Annotated in this window: 8 protein-coding genes; 7 read left to right on the top strand and 1 reads right to left on the bottom strand. The window is 72.2% G+C overall.

What is annotated here, in order from left to right; all coding sequences use genetic code 11:
- The 7 genes from ABZ876_RS21295 to ABZ876_RS21265 form a co-directional block, all read left to right on the top strand.
- Window positions 1-2371: SDR family NAD(P)-dependent oxidoreductase (locus ABZ876_RS21295; RefSeq protein ID WP_361783213.1), on the top strand; the 2371-nt coding region annotated here is incomplete at its 5' end.
- Window positions 2368-8442, top strand: coding sequence for an aminotransferase class III-fold pyridoxal phosphate-dependent enzyme (locus ABZ876_RS21290; protein WP_361783210.1), 6075 nt, complete (start codon window positions 2368-2370; stop codon window positions 8440-8442). The genes ABZ876_RS21295 and ABZ876_RS21290, both read left to right, overlap by 4 nt.
- Before the next feature lie 43 nt (window positions 8443-8485).
- Window positions 8486-9511 (top strand): 2-oxoglutarate and iron-dependent oxygenase domain-containing protein, encoded by a 1026-nt coding sequence (locus ABZ876_RS21285; RefSeq protein WP_361783207.1) that lies wholly within the window; start codon window positions 8486-8488, stop codon window positions 9509-9511.
- Window positions 9508-10533: a 2-oxoglutarate and iron-dependent oxygenase domain-containing protein gene (locus ABZ876_RS21280; protein ID WP_361783204.1), complete on the top strand. Its 1026-nt coding sequence runs from the start codon at window positions 9508-9510 to the stop codon at window positions 10531-10533. The genes ABZ876_RS21285 and ABZ876_RS21280 overlap by 4 nt, the downstream gene beginning before the upstream one ends.
- Before the next feature lie 58 nt (window positions 10534-10591).
- Window positions 10592-11728: a glycine amidinotransferase gene (locus tag ABZ876_RS21275; protein ID WP_361783201.1), complete on the top strand. Its 1137-nt coding sequence runs from the start codon at window positions 10592-10594 to the stop codon at window positions 11726-11728.
- A 21-nt stretch (window positions 11729-11749) separates the two neighbouring features.
- Window positions 11750-13492 carry a carbamoyltransferase C-terminal domain-containing protein gene (locus ABZ876_RS21270; RefSeq protein ID WP_361783198.1) on the top strand — a complete coding sequence of 581 codons (1743 nt, stop codon included), beginning with the start codon at window positions 11750-11752 and terminating at the stop codon, window positions 13490-13492.
- Window positions 13489-14679, top strand: coding sequence for a YqcI/YcgG family protein (locus tag ABZ876_RS21265; RefSeq protein WP_361783195.1), 1191 nt, complete (start codon window positions 13489-13491; stop codon window positions 14677-14679). The genes ABZ876_RS21270 and ABZ876_RS21265 overlap by 4 nt, the downstream gene beginning before the upstream one ends.
- Window positions 14680-14756: 77 nt before the next feature.
- On the opposite strand, the gene ABZ876_RS21260 is transcribed toward ABZ876_RS21265, so the two are convergent.
- The gene (locus ABZ876_RS21260; RefSeq protein ID WP_361783192.1) at window positions 14757-15653 is read right to left on the bottom strand and encodes an ABC transporter permease; all 897 of its coding nucleotides are present in this window, start codon (window positions 15651-15653) and stop codon (window positions 14757-14759) included.

Here is a 15653-nt window from a genome sequence, read left to right as displayed (position 1 = left end):
GGTGGCGCCGCTGGAGCGGTTGTTGCGTACGGAGCTGTCGTACAGCGCGGTACGGGGGCGGACGCGTCTGCGCCCGGCACTCGCCCCCGCCGCCGACCCCACCCCCGACCCCACCCCGAGCCGGCTCGTCCTCACCGAGTACGGCGGCCCGGAGTACCTCCGGTCGGAGCCGGCCCGGCGCCGCACCCCGGTGGCGGGAGAGGTCGAGATCGAGGTGCGGGCCGCCGGCCTCAACTTCCGTGACGTGCTCATCTCGCTGGGCATGATGCGGGACCACTACGCAGAGACCTACGGTCTCGAACACGCCGGGGACATCCCACTCGGCTTCGAATGCGCGGGCGTCGTCACCGCCGTCGGCCCCGGCGTCACGGAACCGGCCGTCGGCGACGCCGTGATGGCGATGACGGAGGGCGGCTTCGCGGACTACGTCACCACACCGGCCGGCCAGGTGGCCCCGTTGCCCGAGGGGCTGTCCCCGGCCGAGGGCGCCACGATCCCGCTGGCCTTCCTCACCGCCTACTACGCCCTGGCCCGGCTGGCCGGTCTGCGGCCGGGCGAGCGGGTGCTCGTGCACGCGGCCTCCGGCGGCGTCGGCGGGGCCGCGGTGCAGATCGCGCAGGCACTCGGCGCGGAGGTGTTCGCCACGGCCGGCGCCGGCAAACGGGACGCGGTACGGGCCATGGGCGTCACCCACGTCCTGGACTCCCGCAGCACCTCGTTCGCCGACGAGCTGCTGGCCGTCACCGGCGGAGAGGGAGTCGACGTCGTCCTCAACAGCCTCAGCGGCGAGTTCATCCCCGCCGGCCTGTCGGTGCTCGCCCCCGGCGGACGCTTCGTCGAGATGGGCAGGCTCGGCATCTGGTCCCCCGAGCGGATGCGGCGCGAACGGCCCGACGTCGGCTACTTCCCGTTCGACCTCGGCGACGACGCCGAACGCGACGGCACGCTGCTGCCCGGCCTGTTCAAGGCGCTGGGCGACCTGTTCGCGTCCGGTGCGCTGCGCCCGCTGCCCATGACGGTGTTCCCCCGCCGCGACGCGGCCCGCGCCTATGCCCATATGCAGCACACCCGGCACGTCGGAAAGGTCGTGCTCACCTTCGACCGGCCGGTGCGGTTGTCGTCGGAGGCGGCGTATCTGGTCACTGGTGGTCTGGGTGGTCTGGGGTTGTGTGTGGCGCGTCGGCTGGTGGCGGAGGGTGCCGGTCATGTGGTGCTGGCGGGCCGGGGTGCGGGGGAGCCGTCGGCGGAGGTGGTGCGGGCGGTTGCGGAGATGGAGGTGTCGGGGGCGCGGGTGCATCTGGTGGCGGCCGATGTGTCGGTGCCGGGTGAGGTGGAGCGTTTGATCGACGGGGTGTGTGGTGTGGCGCCGTTGCGGGGTGTGGTGCATGCGGCGGGTGTGCTGGACGACGGGGTGCTGGGGGCGCAGTCGGCGGAGCGGTTCGGGCGGGTGTTCGGGCCGAAGGTGGGGGGTGCGTGGGAGCTGGACCGGGTGACCCGGGCCCGTGACGTGCCGCTGGACTTCTTCGTCTCCTTCTCCTCCGTCGCCGCCCTCCTGGAGGACGGCGGCCAGGGCAACTACGCCGCCGCCAACGCCTTCCTGGACGCGCTGATGGCCCGCCGCCGCGCCGAGGGCCTGCCCGGTCTCGCGATCGGCTGGGGCCCCTGGGCCGAGGTCGGGATGGCCGCCCACATGGCCGACCGCATGGCCAGGACCGGCACCGCGATGATCCCTCCGGAGCAGGGCGTCGACGCGCTCGTGGCCCTGCTCGGCGCGCCCGTCGCGCAGATCGGCGTCATGCCGGCCGTCGGGCGGGAACGGACCGCCCGGGCCGGGTCCGGTGACGGCTCTGCGCCGGCCCCCGCCGCGCCGTCCGCCCCGGCCGAGTCCTGGCGTGCCCGGCTGGCGCGGACACCGTCCGCCGAGCGCCCCGCACTGCTGCGCGGCTACCTGGAGCGGCAGCTCGTCACCCTGATGGAGCTGCCCGCCGGGTACCGAGTCGACGGGCACACCACGTTCGCGGAACTCGGCATGGACTCGCTGATGGTCGTCGAGCTCCGCAACCGCCTTCAGCGCGATCTGGAGGTGTCGCTCGGCGCGACCGTCGCCTTCAACCACCCCACGGTCGAACAGCTCCAAGCCCATCTGGAGCAACAGCTCGGCCTCGACGCGAAGCCCGCAGGCGCGGCGGCCGCGGAAGCCTCCGGCCACCCGGACGCCTCCAGCCACGCGGAAGCCTCCGGCCACCCGGAGAACTCCGGCGGTCCCGACGCCTCAGGCGACCCGGACGCCCTGCCCCTGGACGACCTGCGGGCGCTTGTCGACCGCGAACTCGACCTGCTGCTGAACGACGACGAGGACGCCACGCCGTGACCGACCACCACGACAGCACCGACGCGCTCAGGCTGCGCAAGGCACTCACCGCCATCCGCGGACTTCAGGCCCGGGTGCGCGAACTCGAACAGGAGCGGTCGCAGCCGATCGCGGTCGTCGGCATGGGCTGCCGCCTGCCGTCGGCGCCCGACCCGGACGCCTACTGGGAGCTGCTGCGCACCGGCCGTGAGGCGATCGGGGACATTCCCGCCGACCGGTGGGACGTGGACGCCCTCTATGATCCCGACCCCGGGGCCGAGGACCGCATGTACTGCCGCCGCGGCGGCTTCCTCGACGATGTCGCCGGTTTCGACGCGGCCTTCTTCGGGATCTCGCCGCGCGAGGCCAAGCGTCTGGACCCGCAGCAGCGGCTGCTCCTCGAAGTGGCGTGGGAGGCGCTGGAGGACTCGGGGCGCGACCCCCGCCGGCTGGGCGGCAGCCGTACCGGCGTGTTCGTCGGCATCTCGGAGGCCGAGTACCTCCACCAGATGCAGCGTGCGGCCGCGCACTCCGTGGAGATGCACGATGTGACGGGTACGGCCCTGAGCGTGGCGAGCGGCCGGCTCTCGTACCACCTCGGTCTGCGCGGCCCCAGCCTGGCTCTGGACACGGCCTGTTCGTCGGCCCTGGTGTCCGTGCATCTGGCGGTACGCAGCCTGCGCGCAGGCGAGTGCGACATGGCGCTCGCCGGCGGGGCCAGCCTGATGCTGTCGCCGGACGCGTTCATCGCGTTCTGCAAGGGCTCGGCGCTCGCCGCCGACGGCCGCTGCAAGACCTTCGACAGCCGCGCCGACGGCTACGCGCGAGGCGAGGGCGCCGGCATCGTCGTACTGAAGCGGCTCGCGGACGCCCTCGCGGACCACGACCCCGTTCACGCGGTGATCCGGGGCACCGCCGTCAACCAGGACGGACGCACCAACGGACTGACCGCGCCCAACGGCCTCGCCCAGCAGGAGGTCATCCGGGCGGCGCTGGCGGACGCCGGGATCGCGCCGCACGAGGTGGGCTATGTCGAGGCGCACGGCACCGGCACCCAACTCGGCGACCCCATCGAGGTGGAGGCGCTCGGCGCGGTCTTCGGCGACCGCGGCTCCTCGGGGCCGCTGCTGATCGGCGCCGCGAAGACCAACATCGGGCACCTGGAGGCCGCCGCCGGGGCGGCCGGGCTGATCAAGGCCGTCCAGGTGCTGCGGCACGGCCGGGTCCCCGCCAACCTCAACTTCCGGGAGCCCAACCCGCACATCCCGTGGGCGGACCTGCCCGTGGAGGTGCCCACCGAGCTGCGGGACTGGCCCGAGGGCGCCCGCGCCGCCGGAGTCAGCTCCTTCGGCTTCAGCGGGACCAACGCCCATGTCGTCCTGGAGGCCGCCCCCGCACCGGCCGCACCCCCCTTGCCCCAGGGCCCCGACCGGCCCCGCCAGGTGCTGCCGCTGTCCGCGCGCAGCCCCGAGGCGCTGCGCGAACTCGCCGGCCGCTACGCCGCGTTGCTCGGCGACCCTTCCGCGCCCCCGCTCGCCGACGTGGCCCACACCGCCGCCACGGCACGCTCGTCCCACCCGCACCGGCTGGCCGTCCCCGCGGCCGACGCCACCGAGGCGGCCGGGCTGCTGGCCGCCTACGCGGAGGGCCGCCGCGCCCGTGTCTCATCGGGCCATGCCACCCGACGCCCCGCCGTCGCCTTCCTGTTCACCGGTCAGGGATCCCAGTACGCGGGGATGGGCCGGCTGCTGTTCGACACGCACCCCGGCTTCCGGCGGACCCTGGAGACCTGCGACGAGATCCTGCGCGGGCACGGCCTCCTGGACGTCCCGCTGCTCGACGTGCTGTACCCGAAGCCCGACGGCCCGGGACAGGGACTGATCGACCGCACCTCGCACGCCCAGCCGGCGCTCTTCGCGCTGGAGTACGCGCTGGCGGAGCTGTGGCGCTCGTGGGGCGTCGAGCCGCAGGTGGTGCTCGGGCACAGCACCGGCGAGTACGCGGCCGCCTGCGTGGCGGGGTTCTTCTCACTGGAGGACGGACTGGAACTGGTCGCCCGCCGCGCCCGGCTCATCGAGGACACCACCTCGGGCGGCGCCACGGCGGCTGTCCTCGCGCCGGCGGGCGAGGTCGTGCCGGTTCTCGAACCCTTCGCCGGGCAGGTCGGCGTCGCCGGGCTGAACGGGCCCCGTGAGACCCTGATCGCGGGCGCCGCCGACGCCGTCGCCGAGGCGCTCGCGGAGCTGAAGGCCCGGGGGCTGGACGGCCGCCCGCTGCGCATTCCGCACGCCCCGCACTCCCCGATGATCGAGCCCGCTCTCGCCGCGTACGAGGAGGCCGCCGCCCGGGTCGCGTACACCGAGCCCCGCGTGAAGATGATCTCGAACGTGACCGGCGGGCCGGTCGACACGGTGGACGCCGCCTACTGGCGCCGTCATATGCGGGAGCCGGTCCGGTTCTTCGACGGCATGGCCGCCCTCGCCCGGGAGGACTGCGGCGCGATCCTGGAGATCGGTCCCCAGCCGGTGCTGCAACTGCTCGGCCGGCAGAGCTGGACCGGACCCGCCGTGCGCTGGCCGTCCTCGCTGTGGGAGGGCCGCGACGACTGGAAGCAGATGCTGCACAGCGTCGCCGAGCTGTACACGGCGGGTGTGGACATCGACTGGGCCGCGTTCGACGGCCCGTACCCGCGTCGCCGCGTGCCCGCACCCACGTACCCCTTCCAGCGCACTCCCCACTGGTTCGCACGGAGAGAAGAGCCCACTGTGTCCGAGCAGTCCTCGCCCCAGGTGTACGACCCCGCGCCGGCCGACGAGGCGGGGCGGCGCGAGCGGATCCTCGCCGATCTGCGGGAACGCATCGGCGCCGGACTGGAGATGGAGGTCGCGGACATTCCGCCCGGGACCACCCTCGTCGACCTCGGGGCGGACTCGCTGCTGATGGTGCGGATCATCCAGGACCTCACCGATCTGTACGGCATCACCCTCACCGTGGGCCGGCTCTTCGACGACCTGGACACTCCCGAGGCCCTCGCGGAGCATGTGGACGCCCACGTTCCCGCCGGCCACCCCCTGCCGGGGGACACGCCCGCCCCGGCCCGCATGCCCGCCCCGGTCTCCGTGCCCGCCCCCGCGCAGCCCACCGGACCGCCGGCCCCCGCCGGCCTGCCGGCCGGCGCCGCGGACCAGAGCGGACTCGCCCGGCTGATGGCGACCCAACTCGAGGTGATGCAGCGCCAGCTGGAGGTCCTGGCCCGGCACGGGGAAAGCGCCCCCGCCGCCCTGCCCGGCCCGGCCCCGGCCGCCGCCCTGCCCGTACCGCGCCGCGAGACGGCCCCCGTCGCCCGGCCCGGCACCGCACAGCGCCCCGCCGCGGCCGGCACCCCGCCCCGGCAACTCACCCCGCGGCAGCGCGCCCACCTGGACGAGCTGCTGGACACGTACAAGAAGCGCACCGCGGGCTCGCTGGCGCGGGCCGTCGACCACCGGGCGCGGCGGGCCGACACCCGGATGCGGTCGGTGCGGCCCGAGACCCGCTCCGTCTCGTACCCGGTGATCGGCGAGCGGGCGCGCGGCGCCCGCTTCCGGGACATCGACGGCAACGAGTACATCGACGTCGCCATGGGGGTCGGCGTGCTGCTGTGCGGCCACGACCCCGACTTCGTCGCCGGGGCCGTCGCCGACCGGCTGGAGTACGGCCTCCAGCTCGGCCCCATCTCGTCGCTGTCCGACGAGGTCGCCGAGCTGGTGTGCGAGATGACCGGCGTGGAGCGGCTGTTCTTCGCGGTGACCGGCACCGACGCGGTCCGCGGCGCGCTGCGCGTGGCCCAGGCGGCCACCGGCCGCTCCCGGTTCGTGATGTTCTCCGGGTCCTACCACGGCCAGGACGACCGGGTGCTGGCCCTGCCGGACGTGCTCGGCGACCCCACGCACTCCGTCCCGATGGCGCCCGGCATCTCTCCGGAGGCCGCCCGGGACCCGCTGATCCTCACCTACGGCGCCGGCTCGTCGCTGAAGGCCATCGAGGAGCACGCGGACCAGCTGGCGGGAGTGCTCGTCGAGCCCGTGCAGAGCCGCAACCCGGCGCTCCAGCCCGCGGACTTCCTCAAGGAACTGCGCGAGCTGACCGCCCGGCTCGGCATCCCCCTCATTTTCGACGAGGTGATCACCGGCTTCCGGGTCCACCCGGGCGGTGCGCAGGCGTACTTCGGCGTGCGGGCCGACATCGTGGCCTACGGCAAGGTCGTCGGCGGCGGCCTGCCGGTGAGCGTCGTGGCCGGCAAGGCCGAGTTCCTGGATCGTGTCGACGGCGGTGTGTGGGCCGACGGGCCGGGCCCCGACCCCGACAGCGAGAAGACCTACATCGGGTCGACGTTCGAGATGCACCCGCTGGCCATGGCCAGTGCCCGGGGCATCCTGCGCCACCTGCGCGACCAGGGCCCCGCGCTCCAGGAGGCCCTCACCGCGCGCACCACCCGTCTCGCGGAGACCCTCAACGCCTTCTTCGAGGAAGAGGAGGTGCCCATCCGGGTCCTGCACTTCTCCTCGGTGTTCCGGTTCGCCTGGCGCGGCAACGCCAGCTACGCGTACCAGCCGCTGGAGATCGAGGTGTTCCACTTCCACCTCCTGAGCCGGGGCATCTACATCTGGGAGGGACGCACCTGCTTCCTGTCCAGCGCGCACACCGACGAGGACATCGAGGGCATCGTCACCGCCGTCAGGGAGTCCATCGCGGCCATGCGCGAGGGGGAGTTCCTGCCGCCCGCCCCCGGCGCCACGGCGGGCGCCCCGCGGCGCGTTCCCCTCGGCGAGGAGCAGCGGCCCCTGCAGGCCCTGGAACGCCGCGCCGAGGGCGGGCCCTCGTGGACGGTCCCCGAGGACATCCGGCTGCACGGGCCCCTCGACCTGCCCGCGCTGCGCCGCGCCACGGCCGCCCTGACCGCCCGTCACGAGGCGCTGCGCACGGTCTTCCCCGACGACGGCGCGAGCGGGACCGCCGAGGTGCGGCCCGCCGCCGACATCCCCGTCGAGGTCGTCGACCTCACCGCGACGCCCGCCGACCGGCGCGACGCGGCGGTCGGGCAGTGGTGGCGGGAGGCGATGGCGCACCCGTTCTCCCTCACCGAGGGCCCGCTGCTGCGCATCACCGTGCTCAGGCTCGCCGACGACCTGCACGAGCTGGCCCTGCTCGCCCACCACATCGTGTCGGACGGCTGGTCCGTCTCCGTCCTCACCGAGGAGCTGGCCGCGCTGTACACCGCCGAACGCCGCGGCGCCCCCGCGACGCTCGGCCGCCCCCTCCAGCACCGCGACGTCGTGGAGTGGCAGCAGCGGCGGCGGCCCGAGCTGGGCGAGCAGCAGGCGTACTGGCTGGAGCGGTTCCGCGACGGCTTTCCCGACACACTGCTGCCCGCCGACCGCGCCAGGGACGGCGACCCGGGCTCCCATCACGGCGCCCGGTTCACCACCACCCTCGACGCCGAGCTGCTCACCGCGGTCAAGAAGACCGGGCGGGCCCACAAGGCGAGCCTGTTCATGACCCTGCTCACCGCGTACAACCTGCTCGTCCACGAACTGACCGGCCGGGACGACATCGTCGTCGGCACCCCGCAGGCGGGCCGCACCCTCAAGGGCAGCGAGTCGGCCGTCGGCTACTGCGCCCACTTCCTGCCGGTGCGCAGCCGGCTGGCCGCGGACGCCTCCCTCGCCGACCACCTGCGGGCCACCCGAAAGTCCGTGCTGGACGCGTTCGAGCACCAGGAGGTGCCGTTCGCGCGGCTGCACGACGCGCTCGGCGCGGACCCCGCCACCTACCCCCTGCCCCTGCGCACCGTCTTCAACCTGGACCGGGCCACCCCGTGCCCCGACTTCGACGGACTGCGGGCCGAGTTCCGGCCCGTGCCGACGCGGTTCGCGCTCACCGACTTCCGCCTCGACGGCCTGGAACACGACGGCGGACTGCGCCTGGACTTCGACTACCGCACGGACCTCTTCGACGACGTCACCGTCCGCGCCTGGGCGGCACGGTTCCGGGAGCTGCTGGAGGCACTGGCCGCCGATCCGGAGCGGCGCGTCGACGACCTGCCGCGCTGAACGCCCCCCGAGTATCCACAGAGCCCCGACCCGAGGAGAGTCCGTGATACCCGTACTCGCACTCGCCGACCTGGAGGCCGGCCGGCCGGCGACGCTCGACCGGCTGCACGACGCGCTCCGTGACCACGCCATCGTCCACGTCGACGCCCGGGCCGAACTCGGCCCGGAGTTCTTCCCCTCCCTGCACGAGCAGACGAGGGCATTCTTCGCGCTGCCCGAGGAGGCCAAACAGGCCCTGGACATCGACAAGTCGCCCAACTACCGGGGCTATGTCGCACAGGGCGCCGAGTACACCAACGGCGTGCCGGACCTGAAGGAGTCCTTCGAGTTCGGCAAGGAGACGGCGGCGCCCGAGGGCGAGGAGCAGCCCTGGCACGCCGGCCTGTACGGGCCGAACCAGTGGCCCGACGCGTCCGTACTGCCCCGCTTCCGGCCCGTGGTCGAGGCCTACTCGGCGGCCATGGACCGCATCACCCTGGCGACCCTGCGCGCCCTGCTGCTCACCCTGGACCAGCCGGCCGACACGGACCACGCCGTGACCAGCGGCGAGCTGTGCTCCTACTCCCGGCTGATCCGCTACCGCGACCCGGCCGGCTTCGGCGCCGGGCAATCCCGGCTGGAACGGCACACCGACAGCGGGCTGCTGACCGTCAGCCTCCAGGAGCAGCGCGGACTCGAGGCCGAGGCGGCGGACGGCCGGTGGGTGCCCGTGGAGCCGCCCACGGATGTCTTCTCGGTGTTCGGCGGCGAGCTGATGGAGGTGTGGACGCACGGCTACTACCGGGCCTGCCCGCACCGCGTACACAACTCGGCGCTGCGCGCCGAGCGTCTTTCCTACGCGTCGTTCTTCCTGCCCGACCTGCGCCGGCCGCTGGTGCCGGTCGACCGCGCGTTGAGTCCGCGGCTGAGCGGGCCCGTCGCGGTGCCCGCCGGCAACTCCTGGCTCGCCGGGGGCCGGGAGCTTATCCCGACCACCCCCGTCGGCGAGCTGGAGTGGGCGCGCATGAATGTGATCTTCCCCGGGCGGAACAACGACGGCCCGGACACCGAGAACGAAGAGGGGCAATGAGCGACAACACCCACGGAACGGCTTTCAAGGAAGTCCCGGTCATCGGCATCGGCCCCCTGGTGACGCCCGACCCCGACCCGGAGGAGCTGCGGCTGACCGTGGAGCGGGTCGGCGAGGCCTGCCGTGACGTCGGCTTCTTCTACATCACCGACCACGGCATCTCCGATGCCGACAGCCGAGCCCTGTTCGACGCGGCCCGGGACTTCTTCGCCCTCCCTCTGGAGGAGAAGATGAGGATCCGTCTCGGCATCACCGAGCAGTTCCGCGGCTATGTCCCGCTGGGCGGCGAGGTCACCGCCGGCAAGACGGACTGGCACGAGTGCCTGGACCTCCAGCCGCAGTCCGGCAGGCAGGCCGGCACGATCGCCGCCGCGGCGGCCGCCCGTCGGGCCGACGTGCATCCCCTTGACGACCCGGGCCAGTGGCCCCCGGCCCTGCCGTCGTTCCGGGAGACCGTGATGCGGGCCTGGGACCAGCTGTACGGCCTGAGCGCCCGCATCGCCGCCGGCATGGCCCTCAGCCTCGGCCTGGACGAGCACTACTTCGCCCCGTTCCACGGCATGGAGCTGAGCGACCTGCGGATGGTGCACTACCCGCCGTACAACGAGACCGTCGGCGGGACTGCGCCCGACAAGCTGACGATGGACGAGGTCGACCACGGCTTCGGCGCCCATGTCGACTACGGCTTCCTCGCCGTGCTCCAGCAGGACGAGGTCGGCGGCCTGGAGGTGCGCAACGCGGAGGGGGACTGGATCCCGGCACCGCACATCCCGGGCACCTTCCTCGTCAACATCGGCCAGATGATGCAGCGTTGGACCAACGACCGCTATCGCGCCACATGGCACCGCGTCCAGCTCCCGGGGGCCGTCGACCGCTACTCGATCCCGTTCTTCTTCGAGCCCGCCTACGACGCCGTGATCACACCGCTGGACGTCTGCTGCGACGACGACAACCCGCCGCGCTACGAGCCCTGCCAGTTCGGCCCCTACGTGGTGGAGCTCTTTTCCAAGGCGTACGACTGAGCCGGCGCGGCACGGCACGACTCCCGCACACCCGACACCAGGAGACAGGTACCCCTTCATGGACAAGCCCCTGATCGTCAACTCGTGGAACGAGTGGGACCCGCTGCAGGAGATGGTGGTCGGCTCCGCCGACAACGCCAACTTCGAACCCACCGAGCCGGGCAGCCGGCCCGCCGTCCGCAGCGCGCCCGGCACCCCGTTCCCCACCGGCCCCAAGCCCAAGGAGGCCATCGACCGGGCCAACGAGGAACTGGACGGTCTCGTCCGGCTGCTGGAGTCCCAGGGTGTCACCGTGCGCCGCCCGCAGCCGCACGACTTCTCCGCCCCGGTGCGCACCCCCGACTTCGAGGTGGAGAACCAGTACTGCGCGGTCTGCCCGCGCGACGTGATGATCACCATGGGCAACGAGATCATCGAGGCCACCATGTCGCGCCGCGCCCGCTACTTCGAGTACCAGCCCTACCGCAAGCTGGTGTACGAGTACTGGAACGCCGACCCGCGCGTGGAGTGGACCACCGCGCCCAAGCCGTCCATGGCCGCCGGGATGTACCGCGAGGAGTTCTGGGAGTGGCCGCTGGAGAAGCGGCACGCCCGGATGCATTCCTTCGAGTTCTGCATCACCCAGGACGAGGTCGTCTTCGACGCGGCGGACATGAGCCGGCTGGGCCGCGACATCCTGGTCCAGGAGTCGATGACCACCAACCGGGCCGGGATCCACTGGCTCAAGCGGCACCTGGAGCCGCGCGGCTTCCGCGTCCACCCGGTCCACTTCCCGCTGGACTTCTTCCCGTCCCACATCGACTGCACCTTCGTACCGCTGCGCCCGGGGCTGATCCTCACCAACCCGGAGCGCCCGCTGCGCGAGGGCGAGGAGCGGATGTTCCTGGACAACGACTGGGAGCTGGTCGAGGCGCCGCAGCCGGTCCTGAACAACGACGAGATGCCGCTGTACTGCCAGTCCTCCAAGTGGCTGTCGATGAACGTGCTGAGCATCTCCCCGACCAAGCTGATCTGCGAGGAGCAGGAGAAGCCCCTCCAGGACCTGCTCGACAAGCTCGGCTTCGAGGTCTTCACCGTCCCCTTCCGCAACGTCTTCGAGTACGGCGGCTCCCTGCACTGCGCCACCTGGGACGTACGGCGCGAAGGCACCCGCGAGGACTACTTCCCCCGTCTCGCCTACCAGCCGCTGGTCTGACCGCTCACGATGGGAGCCCCCATGTACATCCTCGGCATCAACTCGGTCTACCACGAGTCGTCGGCCTGTCTGCTGAAGGACGGGAACGTGGTCGCGGCGGCGGAGGAGGAGCGCTTCAACCGCGTCAAGCACGGCAAGCAGGCGCGCGCCGACAACCCCGACGAACTGCCCGTGAACGCCATCCGGTTCTGCCTGGACAAGGCCGGCATCACCCTGGCGGACGTGGACCATGTGACCTGCGCGGCCGACCCCGCGGAGATCAAGGCCGTCAGGGACGGCGGGCTGCCCTCGCCCTGGGACAGCGCCGAGAAGCAGTCGCTGTTCCTGGACACACTGCCGGGCATTCCCAAGAAGTTCGCGGAGCTGGGCTTCACCGGCGACTTCCACTGGGTGGCGCACCACACCGCGCACGGCGCCTCGGCGTACTTCGCGTCCACCTTCCCCGACGCCGCGGTGCTGGTCGTGGACGCGCTCGGCGACGACGCCTACTCGACCCGCTTCTACCACGGCAAGGGCAACGAGCTGGAGGTCGTGCAGAGCGTCCGCTACCCGGCGTCCATCGGCTACCTGTGGGAACTGGTGTCGGTCTTCCTCGGCTTCGGGGTCTACGACGCCGCCAAGGTCATGGGCCTGGCCGCGTACGGCGACCCGCAGCGGTTCGCGGAGGGCTTCGGCCGGCTCGCCTGGACCACCGACGACGGCGGTTTCGACATGCGCCACGACCTGCTGAACTTCAGCGACATCCTGTACTACCCGCCGTCCGCGGACACCTCGGGCCTGGAGGCGGTGCTCGGCGTCCGGCCGCGCCGCCCCGACGAGCCGCTGGAGGACGTCCACCACGACATCGCCGCGGCGCTCCAGGAGAAGACCAACGAACTCGTCCTGCACATGGCGCGCCACCTGCACGGCCTGACGGGCGCGAGCAGGCTCTGCCTCGCGGGCGGTGTCGCCCTCAACTGCGTCACCAACCAGGTGGCCTTCGAGCAGGGGCCGTTCGAGGAGCTGTACGTCCAGCCCGCGGCGCACGACGGCGGCCTGTCCCTGGGCGCCGCACTCCATGTGTGGAACGCGATCCTCGGCAAGGAGCGCGGCGAGGAGATGCGCCACGCCTACTGGGGGCCGTCCTACACCGAGGCGGAGATCGAGAAGGAGCTGGCCGCCCGGGACGGGCTGGTCGTGGAGCGCCCCGAGGACTTCGAGGTTCAGGTGGCGCGGCTGCTCGCCGAGGGCCATGTCATCGGGCTGTTCCAGGGTGCCATGGAGCTCGGTCCCCGGGCGCTCGGCAACCGCAGCATCATCGGCGACCCCCGCAGCCGCTCCATGCGCGACGACCTCAACCACAAGGTCAAGCACCGGGAGTACTTCCGTCCGCTGGCGCCCAGCGTGCTCAGCGAGGCGGTGCCCGAGTGGTTCGAGGTCGCCAAGGAGACCGGCGCGGGCGACTTCATGCTGATGGCCTACCCGGCGAAGGCCGACAAGCACGACCGGATGGGTGCCGTCCTGCACGTCGACAACACCTGCCGCATCCAGGCCGTCCGGGCCGACGTCACCCCCCGCTTCCACCGGATCATCAGCGAGTTCGAGACCCTCACGGGTGTGCCCATGGTGCTGAACACCTCGTTCAACGACCAGGAGCCCATCATCTGCTCCCCGGCCGACGCTCTGGCCACCTTCCTCAAGACCGAGATCGACTACCTGGCCATCGGGCCGTTTCTGGTGCGCAAGGCGGGCACCGAGGGAGGCAGGGAGGGGGCCGCCGAGTGAAGCTGCACATCGCGCGCCTCCAGGAGGCGGTGCGCCGCATGGTCGAGGACCGGGGGCCGTACTGGGCTCCCGACCCGTCCGACGTCTACCTCGCCGACCGGGTCGCCGCCCTGCGGGAGGCCGGCGGAGCAGAGGCCGCCGGCCAGGCCGCCGCGGGGCGGTACCTCGCCGAGGTGATCGTCGCGGCCGTGGCGCTCGCCAACAGCTACGGCATCCCTCTTCAGCAGGCTTTCAACGAGGCGTCGTGGCCGGCCGACCTGACCGAGGGGCCGCTGTGGTCGGAGCGGCCGCTGCCGCTGCCGGAAACCGTGGCCCGGCTCGAGGCCGCGGCCGAACCGGTCCGCCGCACCATCGCCTTCGACCGCTCCGAGGCCCGGCAGGGCAGCGATCCGAGCGTGGTGGCACTGCGCCGTCTGCTGCCCGGTCTGCTGACGGCCGCCATGGCCGGCTTCGCCTCGCACGAGGAGCTGAGCGAGCAACTGGTGCGGCTGCTGGAGAGCACCCGGAGCATGGACCGGGCGGCGGAGGAGTCGGAGTTCGACCCGTCCCGGGCCGAGTCGGTGCGGATCATCCGCCCCGTCCAGATGGAGACCTTCTGCCCGTTCGCCCAGAAGTCGGTGCTGTGGGGGCCGCCGGCCTACGACGAGGGCCGCTCGTTCGGGGACAACATGAAGGCGTCCCTTCCGGCCGTGCGCCGCTTCCTGCGGATTCAGGACCGGGATGTCATCGACGGATTCGTGTACGCCTTTCCCACGCGGGTCTTCGGTGAGACGTTCGACGATCTGACCCAGCTTTTCAGGAATTTCGTCGAGTTTCTGCACAGAAATCTCACCGAGGCGGCTCCCGCGGGTCTCGATCCGGCGATCGCCGCGGATCCCAAGTGGTTCTTCGTGCTGGAGGGAGAGGAATGTTTCATCAGTGTGTTCGCGCCCTGCTACCCACATGACCATTCGCGGTACATGAATGGCGTCGAAGGTCATTTCCTCTTCATGCTCCAGCCCGAGGCGGCCATCCTCCGGGTGCTGACGAAAGACGACTACCATCCGCGTTCCGAGGCGATACGCCAGCGATTCCAGGACGGATTCCAGCGCTATCCCCTGGCCGACCTGGAGATCGATCGGTTTCTGCTGCCGCTGCGGGCGGACGATCCGCCGGTCAGGTGGTACGAACTGGCCCCCACCCTCTGAACGGGCCGCGTACGACGGCGGGGTGGCCCGGGATCGGGTCCCGGGCCACCCCGCCGTCCGGCGTGACGCCCGGCGGCTCAGCTCAGCAGCAGCTTCCCGATCCGGCGCGAGGCGACGTACAGCCCGCCGGCGGCCAGCACGGCGAGGAACCCGACATGACCGATCATGGTGGGGTCCAGGGCCCCGGCGGACAGTCCGCGGGCCAGCTCGATGCCGTGGTAGAGCGGCGACAGCTCCACCAGCCACCGCAGCGACGACGGGTACACCGACATCGGGTAGAAGGTCGTGGAGAACAGGAACATCGGCATCACGACGGCGTGGATGTAGTCGAACTGCGACGACGACCTCAGCAGTGTCGCGCACACCATGCCGATCGCCGCGAAGGCGGTCGCGATGAGCAGGGCCGTCGGGATCAGCAGCAGGGCCCACGGGGACGTGGCCAGCCCCATGGCCGCCATGACGCCGAGGAACGCCGTCGCGTACAGGCCGCTGCGCAGCACCGCCCAGGAGATCTCGCCGATCGCCACGTCGAGCGTGCCCATGGGCGTGGCCAGCACCGCGTCGTAGAGGCGGTCGAAGCGCAGCTTGTAGAAGATGCTCAGCGTCTCGTAGACCGCGCCGTTCATGGCCGAGGCCACGAGAAGCGCCGGGGCGACGAACGCCACATAGCTCATGGGGCGGCCGTCCGGGCCGGTCACGTCGCCGATCAGCGAGCTGAAACCGACCTGGAACGCCAGCAGGTAGAACAGTGGCTCGAAGACCCCGGACACCAGCACCAGCCAGGCCCGGGAGTACAGAAGCACGCTGCGCTCGACCAGACGGAAGGACAGCCCGGAGTACGAGCTGGAGGGCAGCATCCGCAGCAGCGGACCGCCGCCGACGGGCCGCCCGGCGACGGTCGGCCGTGCGTCGTCCGGCCGCACGCCGGGGGCCCCGGCCGCCGGGATCCGGGCGGGGGTCGTCCCCTCGGTCAT

The sequence above is a fragment of the Streptomyces sp. NPDC046931 genome (assembly GCF_040644655.1).
Taxonomy (GTDB): domain Bacteria; phylum Actinomycetota; class Actinomycetes; order Streptomycetales; family Streptomycetaceae; genus Streptomyces.
Note: the sequence above shows the minus strand (reverse complement) of the source record. Positions and strands in the feature narration are given on the sequence as shown.

Bases quoted from the DNA above. Each gene is read 5' to 3' on its own strand.
- ABZ876_RS21280 (WP_361783204.1), top strand. From the start codon at position 9,508: ATGAGCGACAACACCCACGGAACGGCTTTCAAGGAAGTCCCGGTCATC.
- ABZ876_RS21275 (WP_361783201.1), top strand. From the start codon at position 10,592: ATGGACAAGCCCCTGATCGTCAACTCGTGGAACGAGTGGGACCCGCTG.
- ABZ876_RS21270 (WP_361783198.1), top strand. From the start codon at position 11,750: ATGTACATCCTCGGCATCAACTCGGTCTACCACGAGTCGTCGGCCTGT.
- ABZ876_RS21260 (WP_361783192.1), bottom strand. From the start codon at position 15,653: ATGACCGAGGGGACGACCCCCGCCCGGATCCCGGCGGCCGGGGCCCCC.